Here is a 20309-nt window from a genome sequence, read left to right as displayed (position 1 = left end):
CGTCCTGTTATCCACCATCCCTACTCCCTCACGGATCCCGCCATGAACGTCCGTTCCTTGTCCCTCGCGGCCTGCCTGGCCCTGCCCTGCCTGCTTGCCACCGGCGCGCCCGCCGCCGCGCAAACCGGTTATCCCGCGCGTCCCGTCACCCTGGTGGTGCCCTTCCCGCCCGGCGGCGCCACCGACGTGGGTGGCCGGGTCATCGCGCAGGCGCTGGGCAAAGAACTGGGCCAAAGCGTCATCGTCGAGAACCGCGCCGGCGCCGGTACCGTCATCGGCGCGGCTTTCGTGGCGCGCGCCGCGCCCGATGGCTATACCCTGCTGGTCACTTCGGGCACGACCTTCACCATCAATCCGGCGGTACGGCGCGAACTGCCCTATGACCCCGTCAAGAGCTTCGAGCCCGTCGGCATCGTCGCGCGCACCGGCTTGATCCTGTTGGCGAATCCGAAGGTCCCGGTCAGCGACGTCAAGTCGTTCCTGGCTTACGTCAAGGAACCCGACCATGAACGCACGCCATATGGTTCCTTCGGCAGCGGCACGACCGCCAACTTTGTCGGCGAGGCCTTCGCATCGGCGGCCGGCATCAAACTGACGCACGTTCCCTACAAGGGCAGCGCGCCGGCGATGGCGGATCTGATCGGCGGCCAGATTCCGTTCTCGGTGGACACGGTGGCGGCGGCGCTGCCGCAGTTGAAGAGCGGCAAGGTCAAGGCCATCGCCGTGTCCAGCCCGCAGCGCTCGGCCTTTCTGCCGGACGTCCCCACCTTTTCCGAATCCGGATATCCGCAGGTCGCCATGGATACCTGGCTGATGGTGGCCGCGCCGCGCGGCCTGCCCGCGGATGTGCGGACGAAGCTGGGCAAGGCCCTGGCCGACGTCGTGGCCGATCCGGACGTGCGCAAGAACCTGCTGGCCCAGGGCTTCGAACCCGGGTTCGAGGACGCGGCGCAAGGCGAGGCGCTGATTCTCAAGGAACTGCCGCAAATGCGGGAGATCGCCCAGCGGGCGAATATCAAGGCGGATTGAAGGCCCGATTCATGACTTCCCTATCTTCTCTCGTTTCACTGCCCGCCGTGGAGTTGCGCCGCCTGATAGGCGCGCGCCAGGTGTCGCCGGTCGAACTGCTGCAAGCCTGCATCGACCGTATCGAGGCCGTGAATCCATGGGTCAACGCCATTACGGCGACGGCGTTCGAGCAGGCGCGCGTCCAGGCGCGCGCGGCGGAACGCGCCGTCCTGCAGGGCGAGCCGCTGGGCCTGCTGCATGGCCTGCCCCTGGGCGTGAAAGACCTGGAGCCCACCGCGGGCCTGCTGACGACCTATGGCTCGGCGATTTACCGCGGCCACGTGCCCGAACAGGATGTGGAGCTGGTGGCGCGGCTGCGGCGCGCGGGCGCCATCGTGACGGCCAAGACCAACGTGCCGGAGATGGGCGCGGGCGCCAATTCGCGCAATACCGTGTGGGGCGCGACGGGCAATCCCTTCGATCCCAACCTGAATGCGGGCGGCTCTTCGGGAGGCTCGGCGGCCGCGCTGGCCTGCGACATGCTGCCGGTCTGCACGGGTTCGGACACCGGCGGTTCGCTGCGCATTCCAGCCGCCAAATGCGGCGTGGTGGGCTTCCGGCCGTCGCCGGGCGTGGCGCCCAGCGTACGCAAGCTGCTGGGCTGGACACCGATTTCCGTCGTCGGTCCCATGGGCCGCACGGTCGCGGATGCCTGCCTGCAACTGGCGGCCACGGCAGGCATGCACGCTGGAGACCCGCTCAGCTATCCGCTGGACCCTCTGTCGTTCCTGCGCCCCGACCATGTCGATCCCGGCACGCTGCGCGTCGCCTATACCGAAGACTTCGGCGTCTGCGCGGTCGACGACGGCATCCGGGCGGTCTTCCGCGAAAAGATCGACGCCATGCGCCACCTGTTCGCGGCCTGCGATCCGATCGAACCCGACATGGGCGAGGCGCATCGCTGCTTCGACGTGCTGCGCGCCGAGGCCTTCGTCGCCGGCGTGGGCGATGCCTATGAAAAAGACCCGGACAGCCTGGGGCCGAACACGCGCGCCAACTACGAGCTGGGCGCGGCGATGAGCCTGAAGGACAGCGCCTGGGCGCAAGCCGAACAGACGCGGCTGATCAAGCGATTCCAGCGGCTGTACGAGGATTACGATCTGGTGCTGTCGCCCACCACGCCCGTGTCGCCGTTCCCGTGGACGCGGCTGTACGCGGAATCCATCAACGGCGAACGCCAGGAAAACTATTACCGCTGGCTGGCGCTGACCTATGTGATCACCCTGACCACGCATCCGGCCATTACCCTGCCCTGCGGGCTGGATCATCGCGGCATGCCTTTCGGCCTGCAGGTCGTGGGCCGTTTTCGCGGGGACCATGCCTTGCTGGGCGCGGCGCAGGCCATGGAGCAGGCCTTCGGCGCCATCGCGGCGCTGCGCCGGCCGCTGCCGGACCTGGCGCGGCTGGGACCGGCGCGGCCGGAATTGCGATCCATCGTCACCACGCCGCCGCTGTTCGAGGGCACGGGCGCCGGAAGCAGCGTATCGGCGGTGTAGCGCTATGAAGTTCGATGCGATCGTATTGGGCGCCGGGATAGTCGGCGTATGCGCGGCCATTCATCTGCAGCGGCGCGGACGCGCCGTGGCGTTGATCGATCGCAAGACGCCGGGCAACGAGACGTCCTTCGGCAATGGCGGTCTGATCCAGGCCGAGGGCTTTTACCCCTATGCCTTTCCGCGCGACCCGGGCGCCCTGCTGAAATATGCCGGCAATCGGGCGCCGGACGTGCGCTATCACTTCGGTGCGATTGCCAGGCAGGCGCCCTTCCTCTATCGCTATTGGTGGAACTCGCATCCGGCGCGGCACGCGGCCATCGCGGCACGCTACGCCGCGCTGATCGAACATTGCATCGCCGAACATCGCGTTCTGGCCACGGCGGCCGGCGCGCAGGGGTTGATCCGGCCATCCGGCTGGGTCAAGGTGTTCCGCCGCGCGGCGTTGCGCGATGCCGAGTTCCGCGTGGCCGAGCGCTGGCGGGACGAGTTCGGCGTAGCCTTCGAAACGCTGGACGCCGAAGACCTGCGTCGCATGGAGCCCGCGCTCAAGCCCGTCCTGGCGGGCGGCCTGCGCTATACCGAGGCGCAGTCGGTGTCCGACCCGCATGCCCTGGTGACCGCCTACGCGCGCCACTTCGAAGCCTTGGGTGGCCGCATCATGGTCGGCAACGCCGCGACGCTGCGGGACGGATGGCGGGTGGACACCGATATGGGTCCCGTCGAAGCGCCCGCGGCGGTCGTCGCGCTCGGCCCCTGGTCGGACGTGGTGACGAGGAAATTGGGCTACCGGCTGCCGCTGGCGGTCAAACGCGGCTATCACATGCATTTCACGGCCGAGGGTGGCGCGCAGCTGAACCACCCTGTGCTGGACGCGGAAAACGGCTTCCTGATCACGCCCATGTCGCGCGGCATACGCCTGACCACGGGCGCCGAGTTCGCGTCGCGCGACGCGCCGCCCACGCCGCTGCAGCTGGCCGCCGTCGAACCGCTGGCGCGCGGCATGTTCCCGCTCGGACGGCCCGTGGACCCGGCGCCCTGGATGGGATGCCGGCCCTGCACGCCGGACATGATGCCCGTCATCGGCCCGGCATCCAGGCACGACGGCCTCTGGTTCGCTTTCGGCCACGCGCATCATGGCTTCACGCTGGGGCCGGTGACCGGACGCCTGGTGGCGGAGATGATGGCGGGCGAACAGCCCTTCGTCGATCCGGCTCCGTTCCTTGCCACGCGGTTTTCCTAGACGTACGGACAGGCCGCGTGGAACAGCCGCGTGGAACGGCCGGGTGGAACAGCCGCGTGGAACGGCCGCGCGCCGCCAGAGGAATCGCCTATGCCCGCATAGGAAAGCCATATTTGTCCTGCGCCATTCCCTTCCCTAGGATGGAGCCCGCTTGCGCAATACGGGTGTCATAAACAGCGCGGCGCTCGATCAATCAGGGGAATTCAATGTCCGTTTTTCGTCCGGCCCTCACGCGGCGCGCCTTCCCGGCGGTCGCAGCCCTATTCGCTTTGTCCGCCCTGCTGGCGACATCTTCCGCACAGGCAGGCGCCTTCCCGGATCATCCCGTCCGGCTCATCGTGCCGCAATCGGCCGGCTCGGGCGGCGACGTCGTGGCGCGCCTGCTGGGGGAACGCATGGGCAGCGAGCTGGGCGCTTCCGTGGTGGTGGAAAACCGGGCCGGCGCCAACGGCATCGTGGCGATGTCCTATGTCGCCAAGGCGCCCGCCGACGGCTATACGCTGCTGCTGGCCGGCGTATCGCAGATGAGCTTCAATCCCGGGCTGTACAAGCAGCTGCCTTACGACGCGGCGCGCGATTACACCTATGTCGCGCCGGTCGTCGACACGCCTTTCGTGCTGGTCGCGAATAAGGACGCGCCCTATAAAACGCTGGCCCAGCTGATCGCCGCGGCCAAAGCCGCGCCGGGCGGCATCACTTTCGCCAGCGCCGGGGCAGGCAACTCCACCCATCTGTCCACCGAGATGATCGCCAGCGGCGCCGGCATCCAGTTGAAGCACATTCCATACAAGGGATCCGGCCCTGCCTTGAACGCCGTCATCGGCGGCCAGGTGGAATTGATGACCAGCGTGCTGGGATCCGCCCTGCCGCAGATCCAGGCCGGCAACGTGGTTCCGCTGGCCGTGCTGGCCGACAAGCGCGCGGGCGATCTGCCCGGCGTGCCCACCGTGAAGGAAGCCGGCATCAACGTACCGCCCATGCCGGGATGGTTCGCCATCGTGGGGCCGGCCGGCATGGACAAGGCCGTGGTAGATAAACTCAACGCGGCGGTCCAGGCGGCGATCGCCGATCCGGCCATCAACAAGAAGCTGAAGGATCTGTATTTCGTGCCGCTGCAAGGCAGCGCGGAGCAGATGCGGGCGCGCGCGGAAGCGGACGCGAAGACCTGGGGCGCCTTCATCGCCAAGACCGGTATCCAGGTCGATTGAGGCCGGAACGCCATGAAAAAATCCATCACGCTGCTGTTGGCGGGCGCCGCGCTCTGCGTTCTGCCGCCGAGCCATGCACAGTCCGCGGCGGGCTCCGCCGCCCCATGGCCCGATAGACCCGTCCGTATCATCGTCCCCTTCGCCGCGGGCGGCTCGACCGACATCGTCGCCCGCAAGGTCGCGCAGCGGCTGGGGCAACTCACCAACCAGCCGTTCGTGGTCGAGAACAAGCCCGGCGCCGGCGGCACGCTGGGCGCGGCTTATGCCAAGTCCCAGCCGGCGGACGGCTACTCGCTATTCCTGGGCACGGTCAGTACCCAGTCCGTGGCGCCGTTCCTGTACAAGACCCTGCCCTACGACCCGCTGCAGGATTTCCGCGGGCTGGCCATGATCGCCTCGGTCCCCAACGTCGTGGTCGTGAACAAGAACCTGGGTATCCATGACTTGAAGCAGCTGATCGCCGCTGCCCGCAAGAAAGCTGGCGGCCTGACCTATGGTTCCAGCGGACTGGGCTCGTCCAACCACCTGGCGACGGAAGCCTTGCGCGCCACCCTGGATATCCCGGTCACCCATGTGCCGTATCGCGGATCCGGGCCAGCCCTGACGGATACGATGGCCGGCCACGTGGACTTCATGCTGGACGTCGCGATGACTTCCCTGCCCTACATCGAACGCGGCGACCTGAGCGCCGTGGCCGTGACCTCCAGGCAGCGCCTGGCGGTGCTGCCGCAACTGCCCACCGTGGCCGAACAGGGCTTCCCGGAATTCGAAGCGGTGGGCTGGTTCGGCCTGTTCACGCCGGCACGGACGCCCGATGCGGTCGCGCGGCGCATCGCCGGGCTGGTGCATGACGTGGTCCTGGAAAAAGACATGTCGGCCTACTTCGCCGCGCAAGGGGCGACGGCCAGCGGGGTGACGCTGGCGGACTTCGATGCCATCGTCGCCGCCGACCGCGCGCATTGGGGCAAGGTGGCGCAGCTGGCGCGCATCCAGCCGGAGTAAGGCGGCGTGCCAGGCGATTGTCTTTCAGGCCGGCTTGCCGGCCAGCCATTCGACGCCGCTCCACGCGCCGGACGTGACCAGCCCCGCCGCCACATCGAACAAGGTCTGGTGCACGTGCACGCAAGCCAGGCTTTTCTCGGCCGACAGCGACATGCACACCGATACGCGCCGGCGATATTCGGGACTGGCGATGCGCGTGGCGACGATGTTCTCCGAGCGGGCTTCGGGTCCCACCAATGCCGACGACGGCAGCACCGTCCAGCCCTTGCCGCCGCGCGCCAGCGTAAGCAGGATGGATACGGCGCTGGTCTCGGCCACGAGCCTGATCGGCAGGGATTCCTCGGCAAAGGTGCGTGCGGCCAGCATGCGGATCGAATTGGGAAAGCTGGGCAGCAGCAACGGCATTTCCGACATCTGTTTGAGCGTGACCGCGTCCAGACCCAGGGGCGGACCGACCAGGAACAGGTCTTCGATCAGCATGGGCTTGGTCGTCATGCGCGCGGGCTGCGGCTGTGCGTCCATCGCCACGGAGAGGTCCAGCCGGTGCAGCGATACCCCGACCGCCAGGTCGGCGCTGCTGCCTTCCACGACCTCCAGCACGACCTCCGGAAAGCGCGCCGCCACCGCTTCGATCAGCGGGACGGCCAGTACGCGCGACGTACTGGTGGGAAGGCCGAGCTTGACGTGCCCCGCCGGCGTGTCGCGACCGTTCTTCAGCGCCGCCCTGGCTTCGTCCACCTGGCGCAGCACCAGGGTCGCGTGGCGATAAAGCAGTTGGCCCGCGTCGGTTGCCCTGACACCGCCGGGACCTCTTACCAGCAATTGCGTGCCCAGTTCGCTTTCCAGGTTGGCGACCTGCTGGCTGAGCGAAGGCTGGGCGATATGCAGCGTTTCCGCGGCGGCGGTGATGCTTTCCAGTTCGACGATGCGGGCGAAATACTTGAGTTGGCGCAGGTCCATCGGACTTCCTTTCGCGATTCCTTGCTACTGCGTGTCGCTCGCATCTTAGCCGCCTATCACCCATTCCGAGGATGAACATGTCCACGTTGATCGACAAGCAAACACCGGCCTGGTCCGTGACGCCGCAGGCCTACGCGGCCGCGCGACCGGTCGATTACACGGTTCCGCCGCCTGTCTCGCGCTACCTTGCGATGCGCGACGGCTGCCGGCTGGCCATAGACGTTTATATACCCGAACGGATCGCCGGGCGTCCGGCAGCCGCCGGGCGCCATCCCGCCATCGTGCTGTTCACGCCCTACTATCGCCGCTTTGCCATCAAGCCCGGCGGCAGCGGCGAGCCGGCGCCCAATACCGCCAAGCTGCGCGATTACTTCGTGCCGCGCGGCTATGCCGTCGTCGTAATCGACGTTCGCGGCACGGGCGCCAGCTTCGGCACCCGCGACAGCTTCCGCTCGCCACGCGAACGCGAGGACAGCCGCGAGGTGGTGGACTGGGTGGTCGAACAGCCCTGGTGCAGCGGGGTGGTGGGCGCCACCGGGATTTCGTATCTGGGCGCGGCCTCGGACTTCCTGGCTGCCACCGGGCATCCGGCGGTCAAGGCGATTGCGCCCTTGTTCTCCGTCTGGGACACCTACACCGACAATTACTATCCGGGCGGCCTACTGCTGAAGGCGCTTACGCGCAGTTATGACGACCTGATGGTGGCGCTGGACCACGACCGGCGCGACATGCTGCACCGCTTCGTCTATTACGCCAATCCGGACTTTGCCGGACCGCAGCCGGTGGACGAAGATACCGATGGCGTGCTGGTGCGGCAGGCCGTCCGGGAACACCTGGGCAATTTCCGCCAGACGGAATTCATGCCCGAGTTCCGCTTCCGCGAAGACCCCCTGCCCTACGACCCGGATTTCAGTTCCGCCACGTTCAGCCCGTACAGCCTGGCGGCGCGCATCCCGGACGACGTCGCCGTGCTGTCGGTCTCGGGCTGGATGGACGGCGCGGGGTATATGAACGCCGCGATCTCGCGCTACCTGACGCTGGACAAGAATCCCCGCCACCTGCTGCTGGGCCCGTGGGACCACGGGGCGCGGATCGACGTCTCGCCGTGGCGCCGCCAGGAGATGGCCGAGCCCTTGTGGCTGGCCGAAGTGCTGCGCTTCTTCGACCATTACCTGCTGGGGCTGCCGACGGGCCTGGAGTCCGAAGCGCCCATCCACTACTACGCGCTGCATGCGGAGCAATGGCGGTCCGCGGCGGATTGGCCGCCGTATGGCGCGGACGGCACGCGCCTGCACCTGGCGCCCGGCGGCGGTCTGTCCGCCGATGCCACACTGGCGACCAGCGAGCAGGATTACCAGGTCGACTTCGCGCTGGGCACCGGGTCGGGCACGCGCTACGAGCGTATCGCGGCCATCAACAGCACCGAGTACTACCCCGACTGGCAGGGCCGCACGGATCGCATGGCCAGCTTTACGTCGGCGCCGCTGCCGCGCGCCATGGAGCTTGCGGGCCATGCCGTGATCGATCTGTGGCTGAGCGGCAGCGAGCCCGACGGCGCGCTGTTCGTCTACCTGAGCGAAATCGAGGCCGACGGGCGCGAACGCTATGTCACCGAGGGCCTGTTGCGCCTGCTGCACCGCAAAGTGTCGCATTGTCCGCCCGAATACCGCACGACCTGGCCCTTCCGCAGCTTCCGCAAGGAAGACGCGGCGCCGCTCGTACCGGGTCGCTTCGAACGCATTGAATTGGGGCTGCTGCCGACGGCATGGCGGTTTTCGGCCGGCAGCCGTATCCGCGTGTCGATCGCCGGCGCCGATGCCGATCATTGCGGCCAGGTCCCCCATGGCCGGCCGCCCCTGTTCAAGCTGGGGACCGGCGGCGATCGGGATTCATCCATCGTGTTGCCCTTGCGGGGCTGCGAATGAGGACGTCGCCGGCGCCGTCCGCCGGTTCAGGGATGGAGGACCTGCGAGCCGTCGCGTCTGCCCTGGCGCTTGCCCCGGCGGCAGGCGAGCCGGATCCGCTGCTGTATGCCGTCGATGTGCTGGCCCAGCGGCTGCTGGGCCATCGCCTGTTTACCGTGCTGCGTTACGACGTCGCGGCCGGACTCGCTCATCGCCTGTACAGCAGCGCGCCCGAGATTTATCCGGCATCGGGCAGCAAGCGGATCGCGACGGCGCCGGCCTTGCAAAGAATGGTCGAAACGGGCCAGCCGCTGCTGACCCCCGATGCCGCGGCCGTGCGGCGGAATTTCCCGGACGCGGAGGCGATCTTCGCGCTGGGCTGCGCCAGCGTGCTCAATCTGCCTGTCATCGTCCGGGGCCGGCTGTTGGGACAGGTGAACCTGCTGCACCAGGCCGGCCACTACACGGCATCGGCGGTCGAAGACGGAATGGTGCTCACCGCGCTGGCCGCGCCGGCCTTGCTCATGGAGAGCTCGCCGATACCGGCCGATGGCGCTCAGGGCCGGCGCAATAAGTAAACGCGGAATGAATGCGGAATGACTGCGCCGCCCCCGCCACCGGTATCTCGACGGCGCGGCGTCACTGGACGTGTATGTCGCCCTCCGCGATCACCTTGGCCCACTTGCTGCTTTCGCCGGCGATGAACGCCGCGGTGTCCGCCTGGGTCATGTAGGTCGGGTTTTCACCGGCCTGCTCCAGGCCGTTCAACATGGCCGGGCTTTGCAGCGCCGTTTTCACGGCCGCGTTCAGTTTCTCCAGCACGTCCGGCGGCGTTCCGCGCGGCGCCAGCAGCGCGGTCCAGAAATTGACGCGGAAGTCGGGGATGCGCTCCGACACGGTGGGCAGGTCCGGCAGCAGCTTGCTGCGTGCCGCGCCCGTGGTCGCCAGGCCGCGCAGCTGGCCTTTCAGGATGTACTGCGAGGCCGCCGGCAAGGTGGCGAAGGCGAAGTCGATGCGGCCGCCGATCAGGTCGGTCATCGCCGGACCGCTGCCCTTGTAGGGCACGTGCACGAAATTCGCGTGCGTGCGCAGCTTCAGCAGTTCGGCCGCGAGATGCGGGCTTGAGCCCAAACCGGCGGATGCGAACGTCACGCCGTCGCGGCTTTGCTTGCCATCGGCGATCAGCTCGCCCAGGCTTTTGATCGACGACGACGCCGGCACGGAGAGCACCAGCGGTGACACGGTCACGGTGGCGACCGGTGTCAGGTTCCGCGGGTCGTACGGCAAGTGCCGCATCAAGCTGGGATTCGTTGCATAGGCCGGATCCGCGAGCAGCAAGGTATAGCCGTCCGGCGCCGCGCGAGCCACGACGCTGGTGCCTATGACGCTGGCGCCGCCCGGCCGGTTTTCGACCACGACGTTGACGCCCAGGGTTTTGTCCAGCTCCCGCGCCAGCAGGCGCGCGACATAGTCCGTGCCGCCGCCGGGCGGGTATGCCAGGACCAGGGTGATGGAATGCGTGGGATAGTCGGCTGCCGCACGGGCACTCGGCGCGGCCAGGAAAACCGCCGCGAACGACAACACACAGGCAAGCATGCGGCTTGGCGGCACTGGTTTCCCCTGAGTTGGCATTTGTTCCAAATTAAGAACATATACCAAAAACGGGTCCAAAACCAGAGCGATGCGGTGCGCCGCTTATACCGTCCAGGCGCTACCGCGCCGCCGTCCGGTCGCCACATGGCGAAGCCGGCCGGCATGGCACCCGCCGCAACAAAACCTTGGCCGCCCCGCAAGAAAAAAGCGTTCGACGCCGTGCCGCGGCAGGCCAGATACTGCATCCACCTTGCCGCCGCGTGACCGGACCTTGACCGCAGGGCCGACGCCGGCAAGGCACTTGGACAACTTTGGGGAGCAGGCAGCCATGGCTATCGTCGTCAAACCTTTCGAGCGGAATTTCGGCGCCGACATCGTCGGCACTCCGCCGGACCTGCAGGTGTCGGACGACGACTTCCGGGTGATCGAAGCCGCCTGGGCGGCGCACAGCATCCTGCGGTTCCGCGGGCTGGACATGAGCCCGGAACAGCACGTGGCGTTCAGCCGGCGCTTCGGTCCGCTGCACATCATGACGCCGCTGAAATTCAATCTTGCCGGCTATCCGGAAATTTTCGTCGTCTCCAATGCCAGCAAGGAGGACCCCACCCGTCCCATTGCGCAGGAACAGGGCGCCGGCGATATGGGCTTGAAGCGCGCCGGCGAAGGCTTCCATACCGATGGCGAGGATAAGCGCATCCCCAATGCGGGTTCGTTCCTGTACGCCCGCAGCGTTCCGCCCGAGCGCGGCGACACGCTTTTCGCCGACATGTACGCGGCCTATGAAGCGCTGCCGGACAAGATCAGGCAGGCCATGGCCGGACGACGGGCGCGCTACAGCCGGATCGACCTGCATCACACGTACTACCCGCTGATGGACCCGTTGACGGAAGAGCAGAAGCGCGAGCGTCCCGATGTCTATCACCCGCTCGCGCGTCGCCACCCGGTCACCGGCCGCACGTCGCTGTATATCGGCCGCTGGGCCTGCGATATCGAAGGCCTGCCCAAGGACGAGGGACGCGCGCTGGTGCGCTATCTGCAGGAGTTCGCCCAGCAGCCGCGCTTCCTGTTTCGCCAGCAGTGGCTGCCGGGCGACGCGATTCTGTGGGACAACCGCTGCACCCAGCACTGCGCGACGGGATTCGACGACACGCGGTACGTCCGCACCATGCACCGCACGACGCTGGAAGGCGACGAGCCGCGCATGGCGGAAACTTCCGCGGCGCTGGCGCTGTGAGCGGCGCCGGTCGCGGGGTAGTTACCAATGGCGCGCGCCGCGATCCCGGGCATGATCGACGGATACCCACCGCTCGAGAAATGCCATGAACATCCGCTTTCTGGAAACCGTGCTCTGGCTGGCCCGGCTGCGCAGCATCAAGGCCACCGCGGAGAAGCTGTGCATCACGCACACGGCGATATCCAACCGGATCGCCTCCATCGAATCGGACCTGGGCGTACGGCTTTTCGTGCGTTCAGAGCAGGGCTTCGAGCCGACGGCCGAGGGACGACGCTTCATCGATCAGGCGCAGATCATCATCGACGACTACCAGAAGCTGCGCCGCATGATGCTCGACCCGGCGGAAATGCGCGGACAGGTGCGGGTCGGCGCGGTCAGCACCCTTATCCCCACCCTCTTCCCGCCCCTGGTCAAGACCATCCGGGAGGAATATCCGCATATCTCGCTGAGCGTGACGACGCAGCTTTCGGAACTGCTGCTCGCCGAGCTGGACGCCGGCCGGCGCGACATCGTGCTGGTGTCGATCACGCCGCCCGCCGAGGCCGGGGTGGTGATCGTGCCCTTGTTGAGTTTCTCGATGTGCTTCGTGGCCAGCCCGTCGTTGGGTGTCTCGCTGGATCGGCCTTTGTCGCCGCGGGATCTGGCCAGGTATCCCGTCATCGGCTATCCGCACGGCACCCCGTCGCAAGCCCGCATAGACAGCTATTTCGCCGACGAAGCGCAGCAGACGGTGGTCATCCACGCGTCGGCGGCGGTACCCACCAATGTACAGATGGCGGCATCCGGCATCGGCATCTGTGCCGTCCCGCGCGCGGTCGTGCGGCAGGAGATCGATAGCGGCGCTCTGGTGGAACTGCCGATCGCCAAGCCTTTCGTTGCCGTGAATTACGTGGCGGTCTTCGCGGACCGCGAGCACTCCGATCTGCCGCGCGGGGTGGCCGCCCTGGCCCGGCAGGCCGCCAAGTTGTACTGCCAGGCATGCAACCCCGCCTGGGCATGGGAAGACGAATCCACAGACGCAGTCCAGGAGGACATGTGAAAGCCAGCATCATCCAGATGAATTCCGTGGCCGACAAGGCGCGGAACATCGAGACCGCGCGCCGCCTCGCGCGCCGCGCCATCGAAGAGGACGGCGCCCGCCTGGTGTCGTTTCCCGAGCATTTCGACTGGGCGGGCGGCACGGTGGCCGACAAAGTCGCCGCCGGCGAAGCGGAACGCGACGGCCCTGCTTACGACATGTGCCGCCGGCTTGCGATCGACCACGGCATCCATGTGCACTCCGGCAGCTTCTACGAGCGTTCGCCGGATCCCGCCAAGGTCTACAACACATCGGTGGTTTTCGATCCACAGGGGCGCGAGATCGCCCGCTACCGGAAGATCCATCTGTTCGACATCGTCGCGCCCGACGGCCTGCGCTATGGCGAATCGGACGCGGTGATGGCGGGCCGCGAGCCCGTGGTGGCGGAGATCGACGGCATCGTCTTCGGCCTGGCCATCTGCTACGACCTGCGCTTTCCCGAACTATTCCAGATGCTGGTCAAGCGCGGCGCCCAGGCCATCCTGCTGCCCGCGTCCTTCACGCTGCAGACGGGCAAGGATCACTGGGAAGTGCTGTGCCGCGCGCGGGCCATCGAAACCCAGTGCTACTTCCTGGCGCCCGCGCAGATCGGTCCCTTCCTGCAGGACGGCGAGCGCCGGCATACCTATGGCCATACGCTGGTCTGCGATCCCTGGGGCCACGTGGTGGCGAAGGCCTCGGATGAAGAAGGCTTCATCACCGCGCGCATCGACCCGGCGCTGGTGCAACGCGTACGCGCGCAGATTCCGTTGGCGAGCCATAAGGTGCTTTGAGATGAAGAAATACGTCATAGGCCCTACCCCCGCGGCGCTGGACCCGTCGGTCTTCGAATTGCTCGACGATGTCGAGACCGCGACGGTCGGGCACTTCCGGCATTGGGGCTTCATGGACCCGGCGATCCAGGCGCTGGGCATCCAGGCGCTGGGCATCCAGGCGCCGGGCACGCCCGCCCGCGTCATCGGGCGGGCGGTCACCCTGGCGCTGCCGGCGCAGGACTCCACCCTGCTCCATCACGCGCTGGGGCAGCTGCGGCCCGGCGATGTGGTGGTCATCGACAGGCTGGGCGACCGCAAGCACGCCTGCTGGGGCGGCGGCGTCACACAACAGGCCAGCAAGGCCGGCGCGGCCGGCGCGGTGGTGGACGGGGTCTGCACCGATCCATCGGAAATCGCCGCCTTCCGCATGCCCGTCTGGTGCCGGGGAATTTCCCCGATCACCACGCGCATCTACGACCTCGCCGGCATGCTGAACATGCCGGTGTCCTGCGGCGGCGTGGTGGTCAATCCGGGCGACGTCATCCTGGCCGATGAGAACGGTGTGCTGGTGCTGCCGCCGGGAGACGTCGCTGAAGTCGCCGCGATGGCGAAAGCAAAACAGGCCCGACAACGCGCCAATGCCGAGAAGATCGCCGCCGGCGCGGCCCTGCTGGGCGAGCTGTCCGGCGCCAGCGGCCATGTGGCGCGGGATAGTTGAATCCGGCCGGTCCGCATTACCGAAGACCCTACGCCGCGCCGTACAACGCAGCGGCCGCGGGTGGCGGGTTGGGGAGACAAGCCAACGCGGCGGACTCCGGCCGCCGTCGACAAAACCTATCAAGGGGAGTCTCATGAAGACTACGCAAGCGTTCATCAAGCGACTGGGATGGTTCGCGCTATGCGGCGCCGTCGCCGCCATTCCGTTGGCGGCCTCCGCCCAGCAGGGCTGGCCCGATCATCCGATCCGCATCATCGTCCCTTTCCCGCCCGGCAACTCGTCGGATGTCTCCATGCGCCTGGTCGCCGAGCAGCTCAGCGGCAGCCTGCATCAAAGCGTGGTGGTGGATAACCGCACCGGCGCCGGCGGCTCGATCGGCACGGCCTACGCCGCCAAGGCACCGGCGGACGGCTACACCCTGGCCATGGGGTCCACCGGCCCGATGTCGATCGGACAGTGGCTGCATCCCGGCACGCTGGGCTATGACCCCGCCAAGGATTTCGTTCCGGTCGGCGCGGTGGCCTGGGCGCCGCAGGTGCTGGTGGTGCGCAAATCCTTTCCCGCGTCCAACTTCCAGGAAATGCTGGCGTATGCGAAGCAGCCCGGCGTGCATCTGAAGTACGGCTCGCCGGGCGTAGGCACGACGCCGCATCTGGTGATATCGGCGATGCTGAAGCAAGCGGGCATCGAAGCCGCGCACATACCCTATCGCGGCGGCGTGCAGACGGCCACGGACCTGGTCGGCGGACAGATCGATTTCATCTCCGACAACGTACCGGTGGTGGCGGGGCTGCTGGCCAAGGACGCGGTGAAGCCGCTGGGCGTCAGCTCGAATACGCGCATCCCTTCCCTGCCCGATGTCCCCACCCTGCAGGAACAGGGATTGAAGGACTTCAATCTGCAAGGCTGGATCATCCTGATGGCGCCGGCCGGCACGCCCCAGCCCATCGTCGACCGCCTGCGCGCGGAAATGCGGAAGATCGTCGCCAAGCCCGAGGTACGGGACAGGCTCAATGGCCTGGGGCTGCTGCCCATGGACATGAGCACGGCGCAACTCGGGGGCTTTCTGGCCAGCGAATCCACCAAGTGGAAGCAGTTGGTGAAGCAGTCCAACGCGGCGGAGAACTGATGGCCGGGCCTCATTCCCCGACTACTCGACCTTGATGTTCGCGGCCCGGATGACCTGACGCCACTTCTTGTCCTCGGCCGCGACATATTGGGCGAAGTCGGCGGGGTCGCTGGCGATGATGTGGAAGCCGGACTCCGTGAGCATCGCGCTTCTTTGCGGGTCGGTCATCACCTTGCGGCTATCGTCGGCGATTTTCCGCACGATCTGCGGCGGCGTTCCGGCAACGGCGAACAGGCCGAACCATACATCGGTGACGAAATCCGGGTAGCCTGATTCGGCCACGGTGGGGACGTCCGGCGCCAATGGGTGCCGGTGCGCGCTCGTTACCGCGAGCGCGCGCAGTTTCCCGGCACGCAGATGCGGCAGCGTCGTCATGATTACGTCGAACATCGCGTCAAGACGGCCGGCCAGGAGATCGTTCATGGACAGCGCCGACCCCTTGTACGGCACGCCAAGGAGCTTGATGTCCGCCCGGGCCATGAGCAGCTCCATCGTCATATGCGGCGTTGCGCCCACGCTGCCGCCGAAGGTCAACGCGCCAGGGTGCGCTTTCGCATAGGCGACGAAATCCTGCAAGGAGCGGAAGGGGGATGAGGCCGGCACTGAAAGAAGCTGCGCGATGGACACCAGTTCCGTAACGGGAATGAAGTCGCGCTGAGCGTCATAAGGAATTCGCGGAAACAGGCCGGGCACCACCGACTGTGTGGTCTGGGTGCCGAACAGCAGCGTATAGCCATCCGGTTTCGACTCCGCGACCACCCGGGAACCTATCATGCCGCTGGCCCCATCCCGATTCTCGATAATGACCGGCTGGTTCCACAATCGGCCCAACCCCTCCGCCAGGGTCCTTGCCACCTGGTCGGTCGATCCGCCCGCGGAGAAAGGCACGATGATGCGCACGGGCCGGGTCGGATATGCATTCTGGGCGGATGCGGGCGCGCAGCAGAGGATGGCCGTGGCCAGCGCCAGCAGCATGCGGGCGTGGCGGGGAAAATGTCCCAGGCGGTTCAGCGTCATGGCGTGGTCCCTTGTGGTGTGGTGATGTTATGGCGTGCGGCGATGCCCCGCCGTCATGTGGCGTCCGGGCCCGTGAACGCCAGGGCCAGGCCGGTCAGGGCCGCGCCATACAGGCGGCGGGCCGCGTCCTCGGTGATCAGGCCGTCGCGCAAGTCGTCGGCCAGTGCGGCGCATGCCCGCGTCGCGGGATCGCCGAAACCGGCGCCGCCCGGCGTCTCTATGCGTATGGTTTCCCCCTTGGCCAGGACGAGATTTTTCACTTTGGACGCCAGTATCTGCTCGTCGTCCCGGCCGGCGTTTCGTATAAGCTTTCCAAGCCCGCCCTCGCCGCCGCCCTGCGCGCCCGCCGCGCCCTGGAGATGACTGTCCGAGCGCGAGGAAAAGATCGTGTCATCCTGCAGCGCCCTCACCTGCCGGACTATGCCCAGGCCGCCACGATGGCGCCCGGCGCCCGCGGAATCCACGGCCAGGCCATAGTGTTCCACCAGCAGTGGACATTCATGCTCGAGGATTTCGGTGGGCAGGTTGCGCGAATTCGTAATGTGCACGTGAATCGCATCCATGCCGTCGCCGGCGTCGCGGCCGCCACCTCCACCGCCCAAGGTCTCACCGCTCAGGTAAATGTTCCCCGTCCCCGGATGAATTCCCGAGAATGAAATCGTCGGCATGGTATCGAAGCTCGATGCGATCGCACGGTCCCGCGGAACCAGGCTGACGAGCGCGCCGATGATCGCGCCCGCCAGCCGTTGACACGTTATCGTGCGCGCACCGCAAGCGGCCGGCGGCCGGGGATTGACGATCGAGCCTTCGGGCGCCTTGATCACGATGGCATCGGCCATGCCGCGGTTGGCCATCAGCTCCGGATCCAGCATGGCCTTCACACAGTAATAGACGGTGGCTCGCAACGCGCTCTCCGAAACATTGAGCCCCCCGCGGGACTGCGGGCCGGAGCCGTCCAGATCCACCACGAGCGAGGCCTCCTGCTTGTAGACCGTCGCAGTGAGCGGGACGCGGCCGCCTTCGCCGGTGCCATCGTCGTCCAGCCATGTCGTAAACCTGGCGCGCTCGGCCGGCAGCGTGGCTATCCGGTGGCGGACGCGCTGCAAGGTGTAGGCGAGCACGCCGTCGACGGCATCCTGGAATGACGCCACGCCGCCCATCCGTTCGATCAGGGCGCGGATGGCGGCCGCCCCTTTGGTGTTCGTGGCGACCTGAACCCGGAGGTCCAGCGACCGCTCCAGCGGCAGGCGGGAATTGAGAGCGATGAGACCGATCAGGTCGTCATCGACCCGGTGCGCCCGCGCGACACGCATCACCGGAATGCGCAGTCCCTCTTCGTACATATTGCGCGCCGACGCGGACGTCGATCCCGGCACCGCGCCGCCCACGTCGGAGTGATGGCCGATATTGGCGGCGAAGGCCACAAGGCTCCCGGCTGCGAACACCGGCGTAATGATCGATATGTCCGGAAGATGCGTGCCCCCGGCAGCGTATGGGTCGTTGCAGATGTAGACGTCGCCCTCCTCGATCTCGTCCACGCGCCACCGTGCCAGGACGGCCTCGACGGAGCCCATGAGAGAACCCAGGTGTACGGGGATGTGCGTCCCTTGCGCGATCAGACGGCCGAGATGGTCGAATATGCCGACGGAGAAATCCCGGCGTTCCTTGATCTGCGGCGAGAAGGACGCGCGCATGATGTTGCTGGCCATCGATTCGGTAATGGCCAGAAGGCGGTTGGTGAAAACTTCGACGGCGATGGGATCGAAGCGCCGTTGCGGCGATGTGCCGGCTGATTCGTTCATAGCGGTAACCATAGCGGGGAGATTCAGGCCTGGATGCGGATGTTGCCTGCCGGGTCGATGGATGCCTTCTGCGCGGGCAGGACCACCGTCGTCGAACTCATTTCCTCGATGATGACGGGACCGGGCAATGTCGTGCCGGCAGCAAGCGCGGCGCGGCGATACACGGGCGTATCGATCCATCCCTCATCGGGACCGAAATACACCCGGCGTTCCGAGGGCGCGGGGGCATCCCGGGCGGCATCCGTGGCCCGCGCGGGCGACATCGCGGCGGTCTGTTTCGGCACCAGTCCCACTGCCTGCGCGCGGCAACTGACGATCTCGATCGGATGCGCCGGGTTGTCGTGACCGTGTTGGGCGCGATGCGCGGCGTGAAAGGCCTCGACGAAGCGCGCTTTGCTTGCGTCCGGCGCTTGCTCCAGCTGCACGCGGATATCGTGGGTCTGCCCCCGGTATCGTCCGTCTATGTGCAGATGGAAGCGCCGGCGCGCCTGCGGCACGCGTTCGCTGGCGAGCCATTCATCACCTTGCCGCGACATTTCGCGCAGAACGTCCAGCACGCTGCGCCACGTTTCGTCCGTCAATGGGCAAAGCTGGGTGCGGACGAAGTCGCGGCTCACGTCGGCCAGCAGGATGCCGCGGGCGCACATGGTGCCGGGTTCATGCGGCACCAGGACGTGGCCGATGCCGCATTCCCGCGCCACTTCGGCGGCATGGAGGGGGCCTGCGCCGCCGAACGCAAACAGCGTGAAATCGGCGGGATCATGGCCGTGCTCCGTCGACACGGCGCGGATAGCGCGGCTCATATTCGCCGTGGCGATGCGCAGGATGCCATGGGCCGCCTCTTCCACCGACATGCCGATGCGTCGCGCGATGCTGGATTCGATGACGGCGGCTGCCCGCGCGCGGTCGACCTTCATGCGCCCATCCAGCAGGGTATGGGGATTCAATCGGCCAAGGACGATGTTCGCGTCGGTCAGGGTGGCCTCGGTGCCGCCCTTGGCGAACGCGACCGGACCGGGAACGGCGCCCGCGCTGTCGGGCCCCACCTTTAATGCCCCAACGTCATCCAGGCGCGCAATGCTGCCGCCGCCCGCGCCGACTACGTGGATGTCCACCATGGGCATTTTTACCGGATGTCCCGCGACCAATCGGTCGGAGGTAAAGCCCGGCCTTCCTCCCGTTACCAGGGACACGTCGGTGCTGGTGCCCCCCACGTCGAATGTGATGATCTCCGATATGCCGGCGGCTTCTCCAATGACGGTGGCACCCACTACCCCGGCGGCTGGCCCGGACAGGCAAGTGAGCACCGGCAGGCGTTCCACCGTGGCCAGGGGCATCAGCCCGCCGTTGGAGTGGAACGTAAGAGGCTGCGCCCCGACGCCGGCTTCCTCCAACCTGGTGCATAGCCGTTCCATATACGTCTGCATGCGCGGTGCGACGTAGGCATTCAATACCGTGGTCGACGTACGCTCGAATTCGCGGAACTCCGGCAGTACTTCATGCGAGATGCTGACGTGCAGCCCGGGCGCGACGCGCTCGACGATAGCCCGCGCCCGCTCTTCGTGCTCAGGATTCCGGTATGCATGCAGGAAGGCGATGGCGAGCGATTCGATACCTTCGGCGACCAGTTCGCGCACACGTTGCGCCAGCTCGTCCTCGTCAAGACCCCTGAGGGGATTGCCGTTGGCGTCCATGCGCTCATCCACTTCGACACGATAGCGGCGGCGCACCAGCGGTTCCGGCTTGCGGACGGCATAGTCGTATAGCGCGGGCCGGGTCTGCCTGCCGATGGCGAGCACGTCGCGAAAACCCGTGGTCGTTATCAAGCCTGTTTTGACGCCCTTGCGCTCGATCACCATATTGGTCGCGACCGTGGTCCCGTGTCCCAGATAGCCGACGCGGGAGGCTTCCACCGAAAAATGCCGCAGCATCTCCTGCGTGCCCTGCGCGATCGCGATGGACGGATCGGCCGGCGACGATGGCACCTTGAAATATGAAAGCGCACCGCTTTCCACATCGGCCATCACGAAGTCCGTGAAGGTGCCGCCCACGTCTATCCCTATCCGGACCATACTGTTCCCTGGTTCCATGTCCTGCTGATTCCT

17 protein-coding genes are annotated in these 20309 nt (G+C 66.9%); 12 read left to right on the top strand and 5 right to left on the bottom strand.

Translation table 11 applies throughout. The features are described 5' to 3' along the window. Positions 1–42 precede the first annotated feature (42 nt). The 5 genes from ACNA0R_RS16570 to ACNA0R_RS16550 all read left to right on the top strand — a co-directional run bounded on the left by ACNA0R_RS16570 (position 43) and on the right by ACNA0R_RS16550 (position 6014). A complete protein-coding gene (locus ACNA0R_RS16570) occupies positions 43–1029 on the top strand; it encodes a Bug family tripartite tricarboxylate transporter substrate binding protein (protein WP_415827136.1) in 987 nt (328 codons plus the stop codon). Positions 1030–1040: 11 nt separating this feature from the next. Beyond that, positions 1041–2564: an amidase gene (locus ACNA0R_RS16565; RefSeq protein WP_415827135.1), complete on the top strand. Its 1524-nt coding sequence runs from the start codon at positions 1041–1043 to the stop codon at positions 2562–2564. A gap of 4 nt (positions 2565–2568) precedes the next feature. After that, on the top strand, positions 2569–3804 hold the full coding sequence (locus tag ACNA0R_RS16560; protein WP_415827134.1) for an NAD(P)/FAD-dependent oxidoreductase: 1236 nt from the start codon (positions 2569–2571) through the stop codon (positions 3802–3804). A gap of 206 nt (positions 3805–4010) precedes the next feature. Beyond that, on the top strand, positions 4011–5012 hold the full coding sequence (locus ACNA0R_RS16555; protein WP_415827133.1) for a Bug family tripartite tricarboxylate transporter substrate binding protein: 1002 nt from the start codon (positions 4011–4013) through the stop codon (positions 5010–5012). A 12-nt stretch (positions 5013–5024) separates the two neighbouring features. Further along, on the top strand, positions 5025–6014 hold the full coding sequence (locus tag ACNA0R_RS16550; RefSeq protein WP_415827132.1) for a Bug family tripartite tricarboxylate transporter substrate binding protein: 990 nt from the start codon (positions 5025–5027) through the stop codon (positions 6012–6014). A 24-nt stretch (positions 6015–6038) separates the two neighbouring features. On the opposite strand, the gene ACNA0R_RS16545 is transcribed toward ACNA0R_RS16550, so the two are convergent. After that, entirely contained in the window at positions 6039–6974 is a 936-nt protein-coding gene (locus ACNA0R_RS16545) for a LysR substrate-binding domain-containing protein (protein WP_415827131.1), read from the bottom strand. A 77-nt stretch (positions 6975–7051) separates the two neighbouring features. Between ACNA0R_RS16545 and ACNA0R_RS16540 the strand changes: the two genes are divergently transcribed. Together ACNA0R_RS16540 and ACNA0R_RS16535 are read left to right on the top strand one after the other, a co-directional pair. Further along, positions 7052–8899, top strand: a complete 1848-nt coding sequence (locus ACNA0R_RS16540; protein ID WP_415827130.1) for a CocE/NonD family hydrolase — start codon at positions 7052–7054, stop codon at positions 8897–8899. Beyond that, positions 8896–9456: a GAF domain-containing protein gene (locus ACNA0R_RS16535; protein WP_415827129.1), complete on the top strand. Its 561-nt coding sequence runs from the start codon at positions 8896–8898 to the stop codon at positions 9454–9456. The genes ACNA0R_RS16540 and ACNA0R_RS16535 overlap by 4 nt, the downstream gene beginning before the upstream one ends. A 61-nt stretch (positions 9457–9517) precedes the next feature. On the opposite strand, the gene ACNA0R_RS16530 is transcribed toward ACNA0R_RS16535, so the two are convergent. Further along, complete coding sequence (locus tag ACNA0R_RS16530; RefSeq protein ID WP_415827128.1) at positions 9518–10474, bottom strand: tripartite tricarboxylate transporter substrate binding protein; 957 nt, start codon at positions 10472–10474, stop codon at positions 9518–9520. Between the two features lie 325 nt (positions 10475–10799). Between ACNA0R_RS16530 and ACNA0R_RS16525 the strand changes: the two genes are divergently transcribed. The 5 genes from ACNA0R_RS16525 to ACNA0R_RS16505 all read left to right on the top strand — a co-directional run bounded on the left by ACNA0R_RS16525 (position 10800) and on the right by ACNA0R_RS16505 (position 15385). Further along, a complete protein-coding gene (locus ACNA0R_RS16525) occupies positions 10800–11705 on the top strand; it encodes a TauD/TfdA dioxygenase family protein (protein WP_415827127.1) in 906 nt (301 codons plus the stop codon). 85 nt (positions 11706–11790) lie between these two features. Next, entirely contained in the window at positions 11791–12744 is a 954-nt protein-coding gene (locus ACNA0R_RS16520; RefSeq protein WP_415827126.1) for a LysR family transcriptional regulator, read from the top strand. Then, on the top strand, positions 12741–13556 hold the full coding sequence (locus ACNA0R_RS16515) for a carbon-nitrogen hydrolase family protein (RefSeq protein WP_415827125.1): 816 nt from the start codon (positions 12741–12743) through the stop codon (positions 13554–13556). Before ACNA0R_RS16520 ends, ACNA0R_RS16515 begins: the two co-directional genes overlap by 4 nt. A 1-nt stretch (position 13557) precedes the next feature. Beyond that, a complete protein-coding gene (locus ACNA0R_RS16510) occupies positions 13558–14256 on the top strand; it encodes an RraA family protein (protein WP_415827124.1) in 699 nt (232 codons plus the stop codon). A gap of 133 nt (positions 14257–14389) precedes the next feature. Further along, positions 14390–15385 (top strand): Bug family tripartite tricarboxylate transporter substrate binding protein, encoded by a 996-nt coding sequence (locus ACNA0R_RS16505; protein WP_415827123.1) that lies wholly within the window; start codon positions 14390–14392, stop codon positions 15383–15385. 21 nt (positions 15386–15406) lie between these two features. Here ACNA0R_RS16505 and ACNA0R_RS16500 read toward each other — a convergent pair whose 3' ends face one another. The 3 genes from ACNA0R_RS16500 to ACNA0R_RS16490 are packed head-to-tail and all read right to left on the bottom strand — an operon-like array spanning position 15407 to position 20294. Further along, positions 15407–16402, bottom strand: coding sequence for a Bug family tripartite tricarboxylate transporter substrate binding protein (locus ACNA0R_RS16500; protein WP_415827122.1), 996 nt, complete (start codon positions 16400–16402; stop codon positions 15407–15409). A 53-nt stretch (positions 16403–16455) separates the two neighbouring features. Next, the gene (locus ACNA0R_RS16495; protein WP_415827121.1) at positions 16456–18204 is read right to left on the bottom strand and encodes a hydantoinase B/oxoprolinase family protein; all 1749 of its coding nucleotides are present in this window, start codon (positions 18202–18204) and stop codon (positions 16456–16458) included. Positions 18205–18227: 23 nt separating this feature from the next. After that, complete coding sequence (locus ACNA0R_RS16490; protein WP_415827120.1) at positions 18228–20294, bottom strand: hydantoinase/oxoprolinase family protein; 2067 nt, start codon at positions 20292–20294, stop codon at positions 18228–18230. Positions 20295–20309 lie beyond the last annotated feature (15 nt).

Origin of the sequence: Bordetella sputigena, from assembly GCF_965137885.1 — a bacterium.
In the GTDB taxonomy this organism is placed as follows: domain Bacteria; phylum Pseudomonadota; class Gammaproteobacteria; order Burkholderiales; family Burkholderiaceae_B; genus Bordetella_C; species Bordetella_C sputigena.
Note: the sequence above shows the minus strand (reverse complement) of the source record. Positions and strands in the feature narration are given on the sequence as shown.